Raw genomic sequence first — 18,115 nt, 5'->3', positions numbered from 1 at the left:
CGCGAGGGCCAACCCACCATCGGCATGGTCAGCCTGGGCTGCCCCAAGGCGCTGGTCGACAGCGAGCGCATCCTCACCCGGCTGCGCGCCGAAGGCTATGCGATCAGCCCCGATTACAAGGGCGCCGATGCGGTGATCGTGAACACCTGCGGTTTCCTCGACAGTGCCAAGGCCGAAAGCCTGGATGCCATCGGCGAGGCGCTGCGCGAGAATGGCAAGGTGCTGGTCACCGGCTGTCTGGGCGCCGAGCCCGAGTATATCACCGGGGCGCATCCCAAGGTGCTGGCCGTCACCGGCCCGCATCAATACGAGGCGGTGCTGGATGCCGTCCACAAGGCCGTGCCGCCGCAGCCCGATCCCTTCATCGACCTGCTGCCCGCCAGCGGTGTGAAGCTGACGCCGCGCCATTACAGCTATCTCAAGATTTCCGAGGGCTGCAATCACAAGTGCAAATTCTGCATCATCCCGGATATGCGCGGCAAACTGGTCTCGCGCCCGGCCCATGCCGTGCTGCGCGAGGCGGAAAAGCTGGTGCAGGCGGGGGTGCGCGAGCTGCTGGTGATCTCGCAGGATACCTCGGCTTACGGCGTCGACCGCAAGCATGACATGGCCAAGTGGAAAGATGGCGAGGTGCGCGCCCATATCACCGATCTGGCGCGCGAGCTCGGGCGCTTGGGCGCGGGCGATGATCTCTGGGTGCGCCTGCATTACGTCTACCCTTACCCGCATGTGCGCGACCTGATCCCGCTGATGGCCGAGGGGCTGGTGCTGCCCTATCTCGACATCCCGTTCCAGCATGCCCATCCCGATACGCTCAAGCGCATGGCCCGGCCTGCGGCGGCGGCGCGGACGCTGGACGAGATCGCCGCCTGGCGCGCCGCCTGCCCGGAGATCACGCTGCGCTCCACCTTCATCGTCGGTTACCCCGGCGAGACCGAGGCCGAGTTCCAGACCCTGCTGGACTGGCTGGACGAGGCGCAGCTGGATCGCGTCGGCTGCTTCCAATACGAGAACGTCGCCGGTGCCCGCAGCAATGACCTGCCCGACCATGTGGCGCCCGAGGTGAAGCAAGAGCGGTGGGAGCGCTTCATGGAAAAGGCGCAGGCCATTTCCGAGGCCAAGCTGCAAGCCAAGGTGGGTCAGGTGATGCAGGTTCTGGTCGATGAGGTGGATGACGAGGGCGCCACCTGCCGCACCAAGGCCGACGCGCCCGAGATCGACGGCAACCTGTTCATCGACGAGGGTTTCGAGGGCCTGAAGCCCGGCGATTTCGTCACCGTCGAGGTCGAGGAGGCCAGCGATTACGACCTCTGGGGCCGCGTGGTGTGACGCTGCGAGGTGTGACGCTGCGACGTGGGGCACTGCGAGGTGGCGCACTGCGATGTGGGACGCTGCGACGCGTAACGCTGCGCGGGGGGACGCTGCAAAAGCGGCGCCCCGACCTGTCTCCAACATCCCCCGGCGGGCTTGCGCCGCTGCCCCATCGGGGCGGCGGCGTCCCCGCGCCCCGGCAGCCCCGCCGCCGCCATGGCTGATCCCTGGCCAATTGCGCCTGTGGCAAGCGGCGCGCTGCTGGCCCCGGGCAACCGGTTTCCGGTTCTGCCGGGGCCGCTTGCTGTGACGCCCCACCGGCGGCGCGCCGGGTCTGTTTCGGGCCGCTCGCCCGCCTTGCCCGGCGGCCTCACTGTGCCCCGTCCGCCCGTCCGCCGCCATGGCTGACCCCGCCCAACTCTCCCTTGTGGTCCTTGGCGCGCTGGTGGCGGGCTTCGTCAATGGCTTTGCGGGCTTTGGCACCGCGCTGGTGGCCTCGGGCTTCTGGTTTCTGGTGCTGCCCGCGCCGCTGGTGCCGCCCTTGCTGGTGATTTCCGCCGTGGCCGGGCAGATCGTCGGCATGATCCGGCTGAAAGCCCAGCTCGACTGGCGCAAGGGCCGATGGCTGGTTTCGGGCGGTGTGCCGGGCGTGCCTCTGGGCACCGCCGCGCTGGTCGCTGCCCGGCCCGAGGCGCTGAAGCTGGTGATGGGTCTGGTGCTGCTGGCCTATGTCGCGGCGCAAGGCAGCCGGGCCGCCAAGTGGCGGCTGCCCCCGCGCGCCGATGGCTGGGCCGACCGGCTGGTGGGCTTTGTCGGCGGGGTTTTGGGCGGCTTTGGTGGCGTCTCCGGCCCGCCGCCGCTGGTCTGGCTGCAACTGCGTGGCCTCACCGGCCCCGAGGCCCGCGCCCGCTATCAGCCCTTCAACTTCGCCATTCTCAGCCTGTCGCTGGCGGCCATGACCCTTGCCGGCAGGGTGACGCCCGAGGTGCTGCTTTGGGCCGCGCTCACCGTGCCGCTGTCGATCCTCGGCGCGCTGATCGGCTTGCGCGCCTGGCACGGAGCCTCGGACACCCTGTTCCGCCGCGCCGTGCTGGCGCTGCTCGCGCTCTCTGGCGCGGTGCTGGTGGCGCAGGCTCTTTAGACCGCTGGCGGCCTGAGCCGTCCCGCGCAGCTCGCGGCCCTCCGCCAGTCCAGCGCCGCCCCGAGATCGTGCAGCCGGGGGGGGCGTGTCGGGGGCGAAATCGCGCCCTTCGGAATCGGTGCGCGCTGTGCGCAGGCGGTCTAGCCCTTCCCGCGCTCCAGCCGATAGCTGCCCTCCGGCAGGTCCAGCGCCGCCGTCAGATCGCGCAGCTGCGTCATGGAGAGCGTGATCAGCATCGGCTCCTGCGTGATCGGGTGCAGCTGTTCCAGCGTCACGCAATCCTCGAAGGCCGAGATGGTGATGTCTTCCTGCAAGGCCACCGACCCCTCGTCGATAAGGGTGATGACCGTGGCGTCAAAGTCGTGTTCGATGGTAAACATGGGCCAAGCCTAGCAGGCGCCCGGCGCAACGCAAGCCCGCAGCCGCAGATCCCGACACGCAGAGGTGATCGCCATCGCCGGGGCAGGGGGCCTTTCCGCCACGGCCCGAAGCGCCTAGAACGAGGGCAACAGGCAGAGAGCAGGGGGCGACCATGGCAGGCCGGATCATCAACGCGACCCTCCGCCGCTGTGGCGCCCTGGCGCTGGTTCTGATCAGCCTCGCCGGTTGCGTGCCCGGCACCGTCCCCACCACAACCGCACCGCGCCCCGGCGCGCTGCCTGTCCCGCCAGCGCGCCCCGCCGTCCCGGTCCGCCTTGATACGCCGCAAGCCGCCGCGCAGGCCTTTGTCGCCGTGGCCGACCGGATCGAACCCCTTGCCGAAGCCTATTGCCGCCAAAGCGCGCCCTTCGGCACCTCCTGCGATTTCCAGATCGGCGTTGACCCCAACCCCGAGGCGCCACCCAATGCCTTTCAGACGCTGGATGACCGCCAGCGCCCGGTGGTGATCTTCACCGCCTCGCTGATCGCGATGGCCCGCAATGCCGACGAACTGGCCTTTGTCATGTCGCATGAGGTCGCCCATCACATTGCAGGCCATATCCCCCGCCGCATGGCCACGGCCGAGCGCGGCGCGCTGCTGGGGGCGGTCTATGGCCAGATCACCGGCGCCGATGCCGCCACCATCGAACAGCTGCAACGCGTGGGGGCTGCCCTTGGCGCCCGGCAATATTCCAAGGAGTTCGAGCTGGAGGCCGATGCGCTTGGCGCCCGCATCGCCTATGCGGCGGGGTTCGACCCGCTGCTGGGGGCAGGCTTCTTTGACCGGCTGCCCGATCCCGGCGACCGCTTCCTGGGCAGCCACCCGCCCAATGCCCAGCGCCGCGCCACGGTGCGCGCCGCCGTCGCGCAGGTGCAGGCCGGCAGCTAAGGTCGCTCAAATGCAAGATATATCCGGCATGCGGCTTTGATCTTGGTCAAGGTCCGCGGCCTCTCGGCCCTGCATCCTCTCGCCACGCGACAGAGAACAGGAGCCGCCATATGCCAGACAGAGTGCAACCCTCAGAGGCCTGGGACCGGGTGAACGCCATGGCCCGCAGCCAGGGCCTCAGCCTGCCCCGCGCCGTCAGCGAAGGCACCCTGACCCGCAGCGACCTCGCCGCCTGCGTGAGCCGCTGCCAGGCCTGCGCCCAAGTCGAGGCCTGCGCCGCATGGCTTGCCACGCATCCCAAGGGCGACATTGTGCCGGACTATTGCCAGAACAAGGCGCGTTTCGGAGATCTCGGCAAAGAGGTGTAAGGCTGATCCGCCCAGACAGCCCTTTCACGCTGCCTTCGGCGGAACTGGCACGGAGGCCCCCCTCTCTGCTACCATGGGAAACCGAATGTCCGGGGAGGAGGGATATGGCCCAAAGCCTTCTCAAAGCAGCCTTTCTTGCGGGGTTGCTGATGCTATGGCTCGGCTATGCCTTTGTCATATTGCCGATCCTCTCCCGCTTCCTGTTCGGTGGCACCTGGTGGAACAGCCTGTCGCTGCCCTACACGGAACGTCTCAGGCGCGCTTCTTTGTTCTGGTCGGACGCATTTCAGAACATGGGGACATCGCGCTGGCACCGTTCCGGGCAAATTCTGCTTGCAGGCGGGGTTTCGGTCCTGATCCTGACGGGCACGCTGTGGCTCGTGTTGCGCATCCTTGAAAGATAGGCCGCCCAGAGGCCCGGGCATCCCTCAACCCACACCCTATCCCGCCCGCCCGTCTTGCGCTAAACCCCCTCACGCTTGGCGCCAAAGGGGGCGGGGATGCTGCAAATCGAGGATGTGTTGCGCGACCGGGGCTCGCGCTATGCCGTGTCGGGCGGGGCGGTGACAGGGCGGGCCGGCTGCGCGGCCTTTGTGGCCGACCTGCGCAAGGTGCGCAAATTCGCCAAGGCCACTCATCACAGCTGGGCCTGCCTGTTATCCGATGCTGGCCCGGTCAAGGATGATGACGGCGAAAGCGGCGCCGGGGCGGTCATCCTGCGCATGCTGGAGCGCGAGGGCCTCACCGATACCATCATCGTCGTCACCCGCTGGTATGGCGGCGTGCATCTGGGCGGCGACCGCTTCGCCCATATCGTCACCTGCACCCGCGCCTTTCTCGAAGGCTGGCGCCGCTGATCCGGCCCGCGCCTGCCGTGGCCGTCCAGACGCCTGCTGCCCATCCCATTTTCGCCGATCCGGGGCCGCCAATCCGGGGCCGCCAATCCGGGGCCGCCCATCCGGGGAGGCCTCTTTCCCGTCCCGGCGCCGCCGAACCCGCCTGCGCCCCTCCAGCCCCCCGCCGCTCTCGCATCGGTGATCCTGCCCGCGCCGCTCTGGCGCCGATCCTCGGCACCGCCCCCTTCCGGTCTGCCGCCGCGCCCGCTAGGGTCGACCCAGACAGGAGACCCCGATGACGCCGCATTCCGCCCCCGCCCGCCCGCATCTGCCACTTGCCCTTCTGGGCGCGGCGGGTGGCCTTGCCTTCCACGTTCTGTCCGAAGCGCTGGCGCAAGACTGGCTGCCCGAGCGGCTGGCCCTCGCCCTCGCCGCCTTCGCGCTGGTGTTCTTCACCGCCACGCTTGGCATGGCCGGGCCGCTCAGCCTGCGCCGCGCCATGCTGGCCGCCGCGCCGCTGGCGCTGGCGGTTTCGGGCCTGCTGGTGCTGGCCAGCCTGCGTTTCGACAGCGCCGCAGACCTGTTCCACAGCGGCATCCCGGTGCTGTCCGCCCTGACCCTGACCCTGCTGCCCTTGCCCTTCCTGATCGCGCAGGCGCGCGGCGATTGGCGCCATTACCCCACGCTGTTCGCCGAGGCCTGGGGCAGCGTGATCCGACAGGCGGCGGGCTGGCTTTTTGTCGGCGTGGCGCTGCTCACCCTCTCGCTTTCACAGGAACTCTTTGATCTCGTCGGGCTGAATTGGCTGCGGCGGCTGACCGACCTCGAGCTGTTCTTTCCCCTGTTCATCGGCGCCATGCTGGGCCTTGGCATCGCCGCCACGCAGGATATGCCGGGGCTGGTGGCGCCCGATCTCGTCATCCGCCTGATGCGGCTGATGGCGCCGGTGCTGCTGGGGGTCTTGCTGATCTTCCTGATCGCCCTGCCGCTGCGCGGCTTCGAGACGCTGTTCCGCACGCTTTCGGCGGCCAGCGTGCTGCTCAGCCTCGCCGTGATGATCACGGCGCTGGTCACTGCCGCCGTCGAACGCTCTGCCTCCGAGGCGACCCATTCCCCCCTCATCACGCAGGCCGCGCGCGCCCTGGCCGCCCTGCTGCCACTGCCCACCGGGCTGGCGCTCTGGGCGATCTGGCAGCGCGTGGCGCAATATGGCTGGACGCCCGACCGCCTGCTGGCCTTCTGCATCGCGCTGCTCGCGCTGGGGTATGGGCTGCTTTACCTGCATGCCGTGCTGCGCGGAGCCGCCTGGCAGGTCTGGCAACGCCGGGCCAATCTGGTCATGGCGCTGGTGGCCATCGGCCTTTCGGCGCTGCTGCTCACGCCGGTGCTGAACCCCGAACGCATCGCCACCGCCAGCCAGATGGCCCGGCTGGAGGCGGGGCAGATCGACACCGCGCGGCTCGATGTTCCGGCGCTGGCCGAATGGGGCCGCCCCGGCGCCGAGGCTTTGGCCAGCCTGCGCCAGCGCCGCGATGACCCCGCGCTGCAAGCCGCGCTGGCCCGGCTGGAGGATGCCGCTGCCCCCGCGCGTGCCGCGCCGCGCCGCGAAGGTCTCGCCGCCATGCTGCCGCTGCGCCCCGCCGAGGCCGCGCCGCTGCGCGATGCCGTGCTGGAGGCGCTCGACGCCATCGAGGTGACCGAGCTGCGCGACGCCTGCGGCATTGTCATCAACGGCCTGTCCGATTGCGCGATGGTGGCCGCCGATCTGATCCCCGATCAGCCGGGCCCCGAGGTGATTCTGGCGCGGCGAGACGAGGCCAACCGAATCCTGCTTTCGGCCTTTTCGGTGGTGGAGGGGCGGGTGATCCGGTTGGATTTTCAACAGTTTGGCCCCGCCGCCTTTTCGCAGCAAGAGGCAGATGCCGTGATGCGCGACCTGCAAGAGGGGGCCGCCATCCTGGCCCCGGCGCAGCTGCAAACCCTTTCGGCCGGGCGGCTGAAATTGCTGCTTTTGCCGACGCAGGAAGGAAATCGTTAATCTATCGGTCCTAGTCTGTTCTGGAATCAGAGGGATTCCGATGCACGGACTCATCAACCGATCCATTCAATGCTTCCTGCGCGACACCTATGGCGCCGCGATCTGGTCTGCCGTCACGCGGGAGGCGCAGCTGGGTTTCGACAGCTTTGAAACCATGCTGACCTATGACATCGCCCAGACCAATGCGGTGATCGAGGCAGCCTCGCGGCTGCTCGGGCGCCCGCGCGATACGGTGCTGGAGGATCTGGGGATCTACCTCGTCTCCCACCCCAATGTGCAGGCGCTGCGGCGGCTCTTGCGCTTTGGCGGTGTGACCTTCGCCGATTTCCTGCATTCGCTGGAGGATTTGCCGGGGCGCGCGCGGCTGGCGCTGCCCGACATCGACCTGCCGCAGCTGGAGCTGATCGACCACAGCGCCGCCGATTTCACCCTGATCTGCCGCTCCGGGCTGGCGGGGGCGGGGCATGTGGTGGTGGGCATCCTGCGCGCCATGGCCGATGATTATGGCGCGCTTTCGGTGGTCGAACATCTCGGCCTGCGCAATGGCGGCGAGGCGATCATGATCACCCTTGCCGAAAGCGATTTCACCTCGGGCCGGCGCTTCGATCTGGCGCTGAAGGCGGTGGCGGAATGAACCTGGCCTGCCTGCCGCAAACCGACTTCCAGCTTGGCCCCGAGGCGCTCGGGGCTCTGATGCCGCTGCATCTGGTGGTGGGCAGTGATGGCAAACTGCTGGGCTGCGGCCCCTCCATGCAAAAGCTGATGGAAAGCAAGCCACTGATCGGCTTTGATTTCTTCGATGTGTTCGAGATCCGGCGCCCCTCGGGCCTGGGCACTCTGGCGGCGCTGCGGGCGCGGGCGGGGGGGCGGATCTACCTCCATGCGCGGGCCTTGCCCGGCACCGGCTTTCGCGGCCTGGCCGTGCCGCTGGCGGGCGGCAGGGGCATGTTGGTCAATCTGTCCTTCGGCATCGGCGTGGTGGATGCGGTGCGCGACCATGCGCTGACGGATGCCGATTTCGCCGCCACCGATCTCGCGGTCGAGCTGCTCTATGTGGTCGAGGCGAAATCGGCCGTCATGCAGGAGCTGCGCGATCTGAACCTGCGGCTGCAAGGCGCCAAATCCGCCGCCGAGGAACAGGCCCTGACCGATACGCTCACCGGTCTGCGCAACCGTCGGGCGCTGGATGTCGCGCTGGCGCAGGCCGTGGCGGGGCCGCGGCCCTTCGCGCTGATGCATCTCGATCTCGATTTCTTCAAGGCGGTGAATGACACGCTGGGCCATGCGGCGGGCGATCATGTGCTGCGCAGCGTGGCCGATGTGCTGCTGGCCGAAACCCGCAGCAATGACACCGTGGCGCGGGTGGGCGGCGATGAATTCGTGATCCTGCTGCCCGGCCTGATCGACCCGACCCGGCTGGAGCAGATCGCCCTGCGCATCATCGCCCGGCTTTGCGAGCCGATCCCTTTCGAGGCCAGCTTCTGCCGCATTGCCGCCTCGGTCGGGGTCACCTGGTCCACCGCCTATGAGCGGCCCGATGCCGATACCATGCTGAACGATGCCGATCAGGCGCTGTACAGTGCCAAGCGCGCCGGGCGCGGCTGTGTGCATCTGCACAATATCCAGCCGCCCGGCAGTGCCGCGCTTGGCGCATGAGGCGCCGCCCGATCAGGAAGGGGCGGGCGCCGGGCGGCGCCTTGTCCTTGCCGCAGGCGCGCGGGCCGCGCCCTCAGGCCGCCGTGGCCGCCTCGCGCGATTGCGGCGACAGGATGCGCTCGGTCACTTCCGAAAGCGCCAGCGCCGCCGCGCCATGCGCCCAGAGCAAATCGCCCCAGGCATGGATCTCCACCGGCAGCCGGGGCCGCCCGGTGCGGATCACCAGCGTATCCATTTCTGCAAGCGTTTCCGTGGCATAGAGGTAATCATAGCGCATCCGGTCGCCCGACAGGATGATCAGCGCCGGGTCGAACAGGTTCACCACATTGGCCAGCCCCACCGCCAGATAGCGCCCGGCGCGGCGGAAGATCGACCGCGCGGTGGCATCGCCCGCCTTGGCCTGATCATAGAGCGTCTCCAGCAGCACATGGATCGGCTGCCCCTCGCGATGGCCCCAGTTCAGCGCCGTCGCCGCCTCGCGTGCCAGCGCGTAATCGGCGACATAGGCCTCCAGGCAGCCGCGCTGCCCGCAGCGGCACAGCGCGCCATCCAGCTGCACCTTGGTATGGCCCAGCTCCATCCCCACCCGCTGCGCGCCACGATAGATGCGGTGGTTCATCACCACCCCCATGCCCACGCCATGTTCGATGGTCACAACCGCGAAATCGCCCAAAGACCGGCCCGCGCCGAACCAGAGTTCTGCCAGCGCCACCAGATTGGCGTCATTGTCCACGCTGACCGGCACGCCCAGCCGCGCCGAGGCGGCGGCGGCCAGCGGCACATGGCGTTCGATCAGCACCGAGGACCACAGCGCCACCCCGTCCGCCACATCCACAAAGCCCGGCACCCCGATGCCGATGGCCGAAAGCGCGGCCCGCGTCAGCCCGGCCTTGGTGCAAACCCGGTCCAGCAGCGTCTCCACCGCATCCAGCAGCTCGTCCAGCGTCAGCGGGCCGGGGCGGCGCGGAATCACGTCATCGGCGATCAGATTGCCCGCGAAATCCACGATCACCGCCGTATGTTCGCGGTCCGACAGCTTCATCCCGGCGATGCGATGCGCATCGGCCCGCACGCCCAGCGCCACCGCCGGGCGGCCGCGTCCTTCCGTCTCGCGCGGGGCCGCGACCTCCTCGATCAGCCCGGCCTCGATCAGCTCGCCGGTGATCGTGGTGACCGAGGCCGGCGAGACCGCCAGATCCTTGGCCAGTTGCACCCGCGGGATCAGCCCCGCCGCCCGCACGCGCTCGAACACCTGCTGGCGCAGGGGCCGCTGCGCATCTGACAGCGGCGGAATCATCGGCCCGACGCCCTTGCGCGCCTCTGGCTCTGCCGGTCCCGGCTTCCCCCGTGTCATTTATTCGGCCTCCTAACAAAAAATCCCGCCAATCGGTTTTTTCTGCACCTGCATTGCTGCGATACGGCAGAAAAAAGCGTGAAATTTCAGACATCGGCAGCTTCGCCCATGATTCTTATTTTGACAACTGAAATTATTCGGTGCAGATTTTTGACATACTGGCGAATCTGCCGGTCGGGCCGCGTGCTGGCCCCATCTTTAGGGAGGATGAAATGCACAAGATTCTGCTCGCTGCGGTCGTGGCCGCTGCCGGTTTCTCGTCGGCTGCGCTGGCCGAGGGTCTGACCGTCGGCGTCAGCTGGTCGAACTTCCAGGAAGAGCGCTGGAAAACCGACGAAGCCGCCATCAAGGCCGCGCTGGAAGCTGCCGGTGCCAGCTATGTGTCCGCTGATGCCCAGGCTTCGGCCGCCAAGCAGCTCACCGATGTCGAGGCGCTGATCGCCCAGGGCGCCAATGCGCTGATCATCCTGGCGATGGACAAGGACGCGATCGGCCCGGCCGTCGACAAGGCCGCCGCCGAGGGCATTCCGGTCGTGGGCTATGACCGCCTGATCGAAGACCCGCGCGCCTTCTACCTGACCTTTGACAACAAGGGTGTGGGCAAGATCATCGCCGAGTCGGTCAAGGCCGCCAAGCCCGAGGGCAATTATGCCATCATCAAGGGCGACCCCGGTGACCCGAATGCCGGTTTCCTGCTGGAAGGCATGATGGAAGTCATCAAGCCCGATGTCGATGCCGGCAAGATCAAGGTCGTGGGTGAGGCCTCCTCCGAAGGCTGGAAGCCCGAGAATGCCCAGGCCAACATGGAGCAGATCCTGACCGCCAACAACAATGCGGTGGATGCGGTTCTGGCCCAGAATGACGGCATGGCCGGTGGCGCCATCGCGGCGCTGCAAGCCCAGGGCCTGAATGTGCCGGTCGGCGGTCAGGACGGCGATCTGGCCGCGCTGAACCGCGTGGCGCGCGGCACCCAGACCGTTTCGGTCTGGAAAGACAGCCGCCAGCTTGGCAAGGCCGCGGCGGAAATCGCGGTCGCTCTGGCCGGTGGCACCGCGCTGGATGCCGTGTCGGGCGCGACCAAATGGTCGGGTGGCGAGAAGGGTGTGGAGATGAGCGCCATCTTCCTGCAACCGACCCCGATCACCAAAGAGACGCTGAACCTCGTGATCGACGCGGGCCATATCTCGAAAGAGCAGGCCTGTGAGGGCGCGGCGGACGACGTCGCCGCCTGCAAGTAAGCCTGATCCTGCCCGGCGTCGGGGTTTCCCGACGCCGGTTTTTCCATTTTCGGACCGCCCGCCACACGCGCCGGGCGAGGGCGGGGCTGGCCCCTCTGCCTGTCCGTTTGCAGCCGCCTGACGCTGCCCCCTTTTCGTGTTGGACGAGGACATGACCCAGACACCCCACGCCTCCACCGACCCCGGCCTTGGCCCGGTCGCCCGTTTTCTGAAAGCCACCGAGATCGACACCCGCATGCTGGGCATGGTCGGTGCGCTGCTTGCGATCTGGGTGGGCTTCCACCTGTATGGCGCGCTGGTGAATGGCAATGGTGCCTTCCTCACCCCGCGCAACCTGTGGAACCTGTCGGTGCAGACGGCCAGCGTGGGCATCATGGCCTGCGGCATGGTGCTGATCATCATCACCCGCCATATCGACCTGTCGGTCGGCTCGGTTCTGGGCTTCACCGCCATGATCATGGGCATCGTGCAGGTCTGGATCCTGCCGCAAAGCCTCGGTCTGGGGCATCCGCTGATCTGGGTTGTCACCTGCCTTGTCGGCATGGTGGTGGGCACGGTGATCGGCGCCTTTCACGGCTGGCTGGTGGCCTATCGCGGCATCCCGGCCTTCATCGTCACGCTGGGCGGCCTGCTGATCTGGCGCGGCGCGGCCTATCTGCTGGCCGGGGGCGAGACCATCTCGCCGGTGGACAGCACCTTTGCCCTGCTGGGCGGCGGCCCGCTGGGCGCGGTCGGCGCCATGGGCAGCTGGATCGTCTGCGCCATCGCGGTGGCTGCGATCCTGTGGATGAACCTCTCCAGCCGCAAGGCGCGCCGCGCGCATGGCTTCCCGCTGCGCCCCCTCTGGGCCGAGGTGACCATGACCGCGCTGACCTGCGGCCTTGTCATCGGCGCCACGCTGGTGGTGAACGCCTATCCCTGGCCGAAGGGCATCGTCACCCAATATGCCGCCGCCAATAACCTCACCGTCCCGCCCGAGGGCCTGTTCATCAGCCATGGCTTTGCCATTCCGCTGCTGATCATGGTGGCCGTCGCCATCGGCATGACCGTGATGATGGGCCGCACCCGCTTTGGCCGCTATGTCTATGCCATTGGCGGCAACCCCGACGCGGCCGAGCTTTCGGGCATCAACACCCGCATGATGACGGTGAAGATTTTCGCCCTCATGGGCTTTCTCACCGGGCTCTCCGCCATCGTGGCCTCGGCCCGCCAGACCTCGGCCACCATCTCGCTGGGGCAGTTGGACGAGCTTTATGTGATTGCCGCGGCCGTGATCGGCGGCACCTCGCTGGCCGGCGGCGTGGGCAAGATCTACGGCGCCATTCTGGGCGCGCTGGTCATGCAAAGCCTGAAAAGCGGCATGGTGCTGATCGGCTTTGACGCCGCGATCCAGAACATCGTGGTGGGCATCGTGCTGGTGCTGGCCGTCTATGTCGACATTCTCTACCGCAAGCGCGCGAAATAAGGAGCCATTCCCATGAGCAATCCCCATTCCGCGACATCCGGCACGCCCTTGGTCGAGCTGCGCGACATCTCGATCGCCTTTGGCGGCATCAAGGCGGTGGATCACGTCTCGGTCGATCTGCACCCCGGCGAGGTCGTGGGCCTGTTGGGCCATAACGGCGCGGGCAAATCGACGCTGATCAAATGCCTGTCGGGCGCCTACAAGGCCGATAGCGGTGAAATCCTGATCAATGGCGAAAAGGCCGAGATCAGCAACCCGCGCGACGCCCGCCACTATAATATCGAGACGATCTACCAGACGCTTGCGCTGGCCGACAATCTCGACGCCGCCTCGAACCTGTTTCTGGGGCGCGAGCTGGTGGGGCCGGGCGGCTTCCTCGACGATGCCGCGATGGAGGCCGAGACCCGCAAGATCATGGGCCGCCTGAACCCGAACTTCCGCAAGTTCAACGTGCCGGTTTCGGCGCTGTCGGGCGGGCAGCGGCAATCGGTGGCGATTGCCCGGGCGGTCTATTTTAACGCCAAGATCCTGATCATGGATGAACCCACCGCAGCCCTTGGCCCCCATGAGACGCAGATGGTGGCCGAGCTGATCCAGGAGCTGAAGAAACAGGGCCTCGGCATCTTCCTGATCGAGCATGACATCCATGCCGTGATGGAGCTGTGCGACCGCGCCGTGGTGATGAAAAACGGCCAGAGGGTTGGCACGGTGAACGTGAACGAGGTCACCGATGATGACATCCTCGGCATGATCATCATGGGGAAAAAGCCCCCGCAGGCCTATTGAGACAACCGGGGGGTGCCGCAAGGCGCCCCCTTTTTTCCGATCAGCCCATCTCTTCCCGATCCAGAAAGACCGACCATGACCGACTTCTTCAAGGGCATCCCGCAAATCCGCTATGAGGGCGAGGGCAGCCAGAACGAATTTGCGTTCCGCCATTACAACCCCGACGAGATCATTCTGGGCAAGCGGATGGAGGATCACCTCCGTTTCGCCATGGCCTATTGGCACAGCTTTGCCTGGCCGGGCGGCGACCCGTTCGGCGGCCAGACCTTCGACCGCCCGTGGTTCGGTGACAGCATGGCGCTGGCCAGGCTGAAGGCCGATGTGGCGTTTGAGATGTTCGACATCCTCGGCGCGCCCTTCTACTGCTTCCACGATGCCGATGCCCGCCCCGAAGGCGCCACCTTCGCGGAAACCCTTCGGAACCTTGAGGAAATCGTCGATTACCTCGGTGAAAAGCAGGCCACGCACAAGACCCAGCTGCTCTGGGGCACCGCCAATATGTTCAGCCACAAGCGCTGGATGTCGGGCGCGGCCACCAACCCCGACCCGGATGTTTACGCCTATGCGGCGGCGAACGTGAAGGCGAACATGGATGCCACCCTGAAACTTGGCGGGCAGAATTATGTCCTCTGGGGCGGGCGCGAGGGCTATGAGACCCTTCTGAACACCGATCTGAAGGCCGAGCGCGCCCATGCCGGCCGCTTCCTGCAACAGGTGGTGGAATACAAGCACAAGATCGGCTTCAAGGGCGCCATCCTGATCGAGCCGAAGCCGCAAGAGCCCTCCAAGCACCAGTATGATTACGATGTGGCCACGGTCTATGGCTTCCTCGTGCAATACGGGCTGGAGAAAGAGGTGCAGGTGAATATCGAGCAGGGCCACGCCATTCTGGCCGGGCACTCGTTTGAACACGAGATCGCGCTGGCCTCGGCCCTGGGCATCTTCGGCTCCATCGACATGAACCGCAACGATTACCAGTCGGGCTGGGATACCGACCAGTTCCCGAACAACCACGCCGAAAAGGCGCTCGCCTTCTACGAAATCCTGCGCGCGGGCGGCTATACCACCGGCGGCACCAATTTCGATGCCAAGGTGCGCCGTCAAAGCCTTGATCCCGAGGATCTGATCCTCGCCCATGTCGGCGGCATGGATACCTGCGCCCGCGCGCTGAAATGCGCGGCCAGCCTGCTGGAAAACGGCGCGCTGGAGGCCGCACGGGAGGCGCGCTATGCGGGCTGGCAAAGCCCCGCCGCGCAGGCCATGCTCTCGGGCAACCTCGAGGCCGCCGCCGCCCGCGTCACCGCCGAAGGGCTTGAACCGGAACCGAAATCCGGCCGTCAGGAACGGCTGGAGAACCTCTGGAACCGGTTTCTCTGATGGACCTGCGGCGGCGACATTTCCTCACCCTTGCCGCCGCCGCGCTGTCGGCGCCCGCCTTGCCTGCGCGGGCGTCGGCCGACCCGGCCTGCAAGGTGGTCCTCGACTGGTATCGGCTGGTTCTGGAACTGGTGCGCCACACGGCCACCTATTCGCCCCCGGTGGCCGCGCGCGCCTTCGGCTATCTGGGCGTGATCGTCTGGGAGGCGCAGGCCCATGCCAGCGGCTTCACCCCGCTGGGCGGGCAGCTCAACGGCCTGAAACCCCTGCCGCAAGACCGCATGCTGCGCGACCCGGCGGCGGTGCTGCATGGCGCCATGACGCTGGGCGTGCGCAAGCTGTTCGGCAATACCGGCCCCACCGGCCAGCGCGCCATGGATGCGATGGAAAAGCGCCTTGATGCGCTGGTGAAGGCCAGCCCCAGCGATCTGGAAAAGGGCAGGGCCGTGGCCGCCCATATCCTCGACTGGGCCGCCACCGATGGGGGCGCGCAGGTGAAAAACCTCGGCTTTCCCGATGCCTATGACCCGTCGACCCAGCCCGGCGCCTGGGCGCCCACCTCGCCCATCCGCCTGCAACAGGCGCCGCTCTTGCCCGATTGGGGGCAGGTGCGCCCGATGGCCATGGCGCATGGCGCGGCCTGCACCCTCCCGCCGCCGCCCGATTTCAGCACCGAGCCGGGCTCTGCCTTCCACGCGCAGGCGATGGAGGTCTATACCACCGTCAAATCCCTCACGCCCGAGCAGAAGGCCATCGCGCGTTTCTGGTCCGATGACCCGATGCTGTCGCCCACGCCGCCCGGCCACTGGATTTCCATTCTGCTGGGCATTGCCGCGCGCGATGCCCTGCCGCTGCCGCGTCTGGCCGATGCGCTGGCCCGGCTGGGCGTGGCGCAGATGGATGCCTTCATCGCCTGCTGGCAGGCCAAGTTCACCTATAATCTCATCCGCCCGGTCAGCTATATCCGCAAGCATATCGACAAGACATGGGAGCCGCTGCTGATCACGCCGCCCTTCCCGGAATACCCTTCGGGCCATTCCACCCTGTCGGGCGCTTCCGCCGCCGTGCTGACCGCGATCTTCGGCGCGGGCTTCGCCTTTGATGACGCGACGCATGAGGATGACGGCCTGCCCCCCCGCCACTTTGCCGATTTCGCCGCCGCCGCACAGGAGGCCGCGCTGTCGCGGCTTTACGGCGGTATCCACTTCCGCGCCGCCATCGAACAGGGGCTGGCGCAGGGCGAATGCGTGGCTTCCTCTGCCATCCGGTTGAAAACACTATGAAATACCTTGCCCTTGCCCTTTGCGCCAGCCCCGCCCTGGCCGAAACCGGCCCGCAAGTGCCGCGCTTTCTGGCCGAGCCCTCGGCGCTCACCCACAGCTTCACCGGCGAATGGGAGTTCATGGTGGGCGGCGGCGTCGCCAGCTTTGATTGCTCGGGCGATGGCAAGCCCGAGCTGGTGATGGCGGGCGGCACCGCGCCCGCGCAGCTTTTCCTGAACGAAAGCACGTCCGAGGCCCTGCGCTTCACCCCGCGCAAGGCCGGGATCGAGCAAACCCAGGCCACCGGCGCCTATGCGCTGGATGTCGATGCCGACGGGATCACCGATCTGGCCTTGCTGCGGGTGGGCGAGAATATCCTCTATCGCGGCCTGGGCGATTGCCGGTTCGAGCGGGCCAATGAGGCCTGGGGCCTGCAAGGCGGTGATGGCTGGACCACCGCCTTCGCTGCCACATGGGAGCCGGGCGCCGCATGGCCGACGCTTGCCTTTGGCGATTACATCGACCGCCGCGAGGAGGCCTTCCCCTGGGGCAGTTGCACCGATAACCAGCTGTTCCGCCCAGATGCGGCGGGCGGCCCGGACGCCCGCCGCTTCGGCCCGCCCATCCCGCTCACCCCCAGTTTCTGCGCGCTTTCCATGCTGTTCACCGATTGGAACCGCTCGGGTCGGCCCGCGTTGCGCGTCTCGAATGACCGCGAATATTACAAGGGCGGGCAGGAGCAGATGTGGCATCTGGAGCCGGGCCAACCGCCGCGCCTTTACACCGAGGCCGAGGGCTGGAAGCGGTTGCGCATCTGGGGCATGGGCATTGCCGAGGCCGATCTGGATGCCGACGGCCTGCCGGAATATTTCCTCACCTCGATGGCCGACAACAAGTTGCAGGTGCTGAAACCGCCGCATGAGCTGCCGCAATATGACGATCAGGCCTGGAAGCGCGGCGTGACCGCGCATCGCCCCTATACCGGCGGTGATCCGCGCCCCTCGACGGCGTGGCACCCGGCCTTTGCCGATGTGAACAATGACGGGCGGCAGGATTTGTTCGTGGCCAAGGGCAATGTCTGGGCCATGCCCGATTTCGCGGAAGAAGACCCAAACAACCTGCTGTTGCAGGGGGCGGAGGGCGTGTTCACCGAGGCCGGAGACCGCGCGGGCGTGGCCTCCACCCTGCAAGGGCGCGGGGCGGCGGTGGTCGATCTGAACGCCGATGGCTGGCTGGACATCGTGGTGGTGAACCGCAATGGTCCCGCCGAGGTCTGGCGCAATGCCGGGGTTGAGGGCGCGCAAAACCACTGGGCCGCCATCCAGCCCCGCCAATCCGGCCCCAACCGCGACGCCATCGGCGCCTGGGTCGAGCTGCGCACGGGCGCGTTGGTGCAACGCCAGCCCGTCAGCGTGGGCGGCGGCCATGTCGGCGCGAGCTTCGGCCCGCTGCATTTCGGCCTCGGCCCCGCCACCAAGGCCGAAGCCCGCGTGCTGTGGCCCGACGGCACGGCAAGCGACTGGCAAGCCGTGACGACCGATGGTGTGACGGTGATCGAGCGCTAAACCGCCCCAATTGGCCGAGGCCATGTTGAAACGTGGGTCACATCTAAGGCGGTGAGCTACCCCCGCTCCAATGACCGAGGCCATCGCCTCGGTCACGCGGCACCGTCTCCGCGTTTGGGCCCGCCCTGCCGGGGTGAGGCAGGACCGTGGCCCCAGATGGGGCCGCGTGAGCCTGCCGAACGGCGCATTCGCGCCCACCGGGCGGCCACTTACAGGCTGAACAGGTCTTGCGGCAGCCGTTCCCACAGGGCCGCGAAAACGCGGTGCGTTTTCTACTCCGGCCCCATTTGGCCGAGGCCATCGCCGAGGTCACGCGGCTCCGTTTCCACATCGGGCCGTGGGCCCGAAGCCCACGGCCAGCGCCCGCCCCGCCATCGGCGGGCGCTTCGCCCCCGCCGGGGCAGGCACT

At 67.5% G+C, this 18,115-nt stretch carries 17 protein-coding genes; 15 read left to right on the top strand and 2 right to left on the bottom strand.

Going from position 1 to position 18,115, the window contains the following annotated elements; translation table 11 throughout:
• Together rimO and JNN06_RS06115 are read left to right on the top strand one after the other, a co-directional pair.
• A partial coding sequence (gene rimO / locus JNN06_RS06120) for a 30S ribosomal protein S12 methylthiotransferase RimO (protein WP_291238708.1) occupies positions 1–1,329 on the top strand: 1,329 nt, incomplete at its 5' end.
• A 382-nt stretch (positions 1,330–1,711) separates the two neighbouring features.
• A complete protein-coding gene (locus JNN06_RS06115; RefSeq protein WP_291238707.1) occupies positions 1,712–2,452 on the top strand; it encodes a sulfite exporter TauE/SafE family protein in 741 nt (246 codons plus the stop codon).
• 140 nt (positions 2,453–2,592) lie between these two features.
• Here the strand turns inward: JNN06_RS06115 and JNN06_RS06110 are convergent, their stop codons facing one another.
• The gene (locus tag JNN06_RS06110) at positions 2,593–2,832 is read right to left on the bottom strand and encodes a hypothetical protein (RefSeq protein ID WP_291238706.1); all 240 of its coding nucleotides are present in this window, start codon (positions 2,830–2,832) and stop codon (positions 2,593–2,595) included.
• A 152-nt stretch (positions 2,833–2,984) separates the two neighbouring features.
• On the opposite strand from JNN06_RS06110, the gene JNN06_RS06105 reads away from it, so the two are divergent.
• The 7 genes from JNN06_RS06105 (at position 2,985) to JNN06_RS06075 (ending at position 8,659) form a co-directional block, all read left to right on the top strand.
• A complete protein-coding gene (locus JNN06_RS06105) occupies positions 2,985–3,761 on the top strand; it encodes a M48 family metallopeptidase (RefSeq protein ID WP_291238705.1) in 777 nt (258 codons plus the stop codon).
• 110 nt (positions 3,762–3,871) lie between these two features.
• Complete coding sequence (locus JNN06_RS06100) at positions 3,872–4,129, top strand: DUF6455 family protein (RefSeq protein WP_291238704.1); 258 nt, start codon at positions 3,872–3,874, stop codon at positions 4,127–4,129.
• Positions 4,130–4,233: 104 nt separating this feature from the next.
• Positions 4,234–4,533 (top strand): hypothetical protein, encoded by a 300-nt coding sequence (locus JNN06_RS06095; protein WP_291238703.1) that lies wholly within the window; start codon positions 4,234–4,236, stop codon positions 4,531–4,533.
• A 96-nt stretch (positions 4,534–4,629) separates the two neighbouring features.
• Entirely contained in the window at positions 4,630–4,986 is a 357-nt protein-coding gene (locus tag JNN06_RS06090) for a YigZ family protein (protein ID WP_291238702.1), read from the top strand.
• Between the two features lie 274 nt (positions 4,987–5,260).
• Positions 5,261–7,003 (top strand): DUF4153 domain-containing protein, encoded by a 1,743-nt coding sequence (locus JNN06_RS06085; RefSeq protein ID WP_291238701.1) that lies wholly within the window; start codon positions 5,261–5,263, stop codon positions 7,001–7,003.
• A gap of 40 nt (positions 7,004–7,043) precedes the next feature.
• Positions 7,044–7,637, top strand: a complete 594-nt coding sequence (locus JNN06_RS06080) for a heme NO-binding domain-containing protein (RefSeq protein WP_291238700.1) — start codon at positions 7,044–7,046, stop codon at positions 7,635–7,637.
• Positions 7,634–8,659, top strand: a complete 1,026-nt coding sequence (locus tag JNN06_RS06075) for a diguanylate cyclase (protein ID WP_291238699.1) — start codon at positions 7,634–7,636, stop codon at positions 8,657–8,659. The genes JNN06_RS06080 and JNN06_RS06075 overlap by 4 nt, the downstream gene beginning before the upstream one ends.
• Before the next feature lie 73 nt (positions 8,660–8,732).
• Here JNN06_RS06075 and JNN06_RS06070 read toward each other — a convergent pair whose 3' ends face one another.
• Positions 8,733–10,013, bottom strand: coding sequence for an ROK family protein (locus JNN06_RS06070; protein WP_291238698.1), 1,281 nt, complete (start codon positions 10,011–10,013; stop codon positions 8,733–8,735).
• A gap of 212 nt (positions 10,014–10,225) precedes the next feature.
• Between JNN06_RS06070 and JNN06_RS06065 the strand changes: the two genes are divergently transcribed.
• The 6 genes from JNN06_RS06065 to JNN06_RS06040 all read left to right on the top strand — a co-directional run bounded on the left by JNN06_RS06065 (position 10,226) and on the right by JNN06_RS06040 (position 17,706).
• A complete protein-coding gene (locus JNN06_RS06065; RefSeq protein ID WP_291238697.1) occupies positions 10,226–11,251 on the top strand; it encodes a substrate-binding domain-containing protein in 1,026 nt (341 codons plus the stop codon).
• Positions 11,252–11,402: 151 nt separating this feature from the next.
• A complete protein-coding gene (locus JNN06_RS06060) occupies positions 11,403–12,716 on the top strand; it encodes a sugar ABC transporter permease (protein ID WP_291238696.1) in 1,314 nt (437 codons plus the stop codon).
• 12 nt (positions 12,717–12,728) lie between these two features.
• On the top strand, positions 12,729–13,502 hold the full coding sequence (locus JNN06_RS06055; RefSeq protein ID WP_291238695.1) for an ATP-binding cassette domain-containing protein: 774 nt from the start codon (positions 12,729–12,731) through the stop codon (positions 13,500–13,502).
• Between the two features lie 75 nt (positions 13,503–13,577).
• Positions 13,578–14,879: a xylose isomerase gene (xylA, locus tag JNN06_RS06050; protein WP_291238694.1), complete on the top strand. Its 1,302-nt coding sequence runs from the start codon at positions 13,578–13,580 to the stop codon at positions 14,877–14,879.
• On the top strand, positions 14,879–16,162 hold the full coding sequence (locus tag JNN06_RS06045) for a vanadium-dependent haloperoxidase (RefSeq protein WP_291238693.1): 1,284 nt from the start codon (positions 14,879–14,881) through the stop codon (positions 16,160–16,162). Before xylA ends, JNN06_RS06045 begins: the two co-directional genes overlap by 1 nt.
• Positions 16,159–17,706 (top strand): CRTAC1 family protein, encoded by a 1,548-nt coding sequence (locus JNN06_RS06040; protein WP_291238692.1) that lies wholly within the window; start codon positions 16,159–16,161, stop codon positions 17,704–17,706. Before JNN06_RS06045 ends, JNN06_RS06040 begins: the two co-directional genes overlap by 4 nt.
• Positions 17,707–18,115 lie beyond the last annotated feature (409 nt).

This window comes from Gemmobacter sp., from assembly GCF_016792925.1.
Lineage (GTDB): Bacteria > Pseudomonadota > Alphaproteobacteria > Rhodobacterales > Rhodobacteraceae > Gemmobacter.
This window is presented reverse-complemented; position numbering and strand designations above follow the sequence as displayed.